Below are 352 nucleotides of genomic sequence, written 5' to 3'. Positions count from 1 at the left end.
GATGGTGAAAAAAATGTGGGGAAAGATTTATTGCTGTACGATTGCTGCCTTGCTGCTAGCAACAGCCTGGGCTGCACCCCACGAAGGCCACGACCATGGTGGCCACACAGCTGACCACCACCACCATCTTCACCACGGGAAGGATGAACCCCACCCCAGCCATGAGGGGGGCACCGATGCCTGCCATCTGCTCTCTCCACACAATGCTGACTTCGCCTTCTCTCTCTACAAGAAACTTGCGTTCCATCCTGATGCCGAGGGCAAGAACATTTTCTTCTCCCCGGTTGGGATCTCAATGGCTTTGAGCATGCTAGCTGTAGGAGCCAAGGGCAGCACTCATTCACAGATATAC

At 54.3% G+C, this 352-nt stretch carries 1 protein-coding gene; it reads left to right on the top strand.

Features of this window, described 5'->3' with window-relative positions:
• Window positions 1-13: 13 nt before the first annotated feature.
• A partial coding sequence (locus C0Z22_RS15795; RefSeq protein WP_199177587.1) for a serpin family protein occupies window positions 14-352 on the top strand: 339 nt, incomplete at its 3' end.

The sequence above is a fragment of the Halobacteriovorax sp. DA5 genome, assembly GCF_002903145.1.
Taxonomy (GTDB): domain Bacteria; phylum Bdellovibrionota; class Bacteriovoracia; order Bacteriovoracales; family Bacteriovoracaceae; genus Halobacteriovorax_A.
The sequence above is the reverse complement of the archived record's forward strand: the minus strand, read 5'-3'. Positions and strand labels throughout refer to the sequence as shown.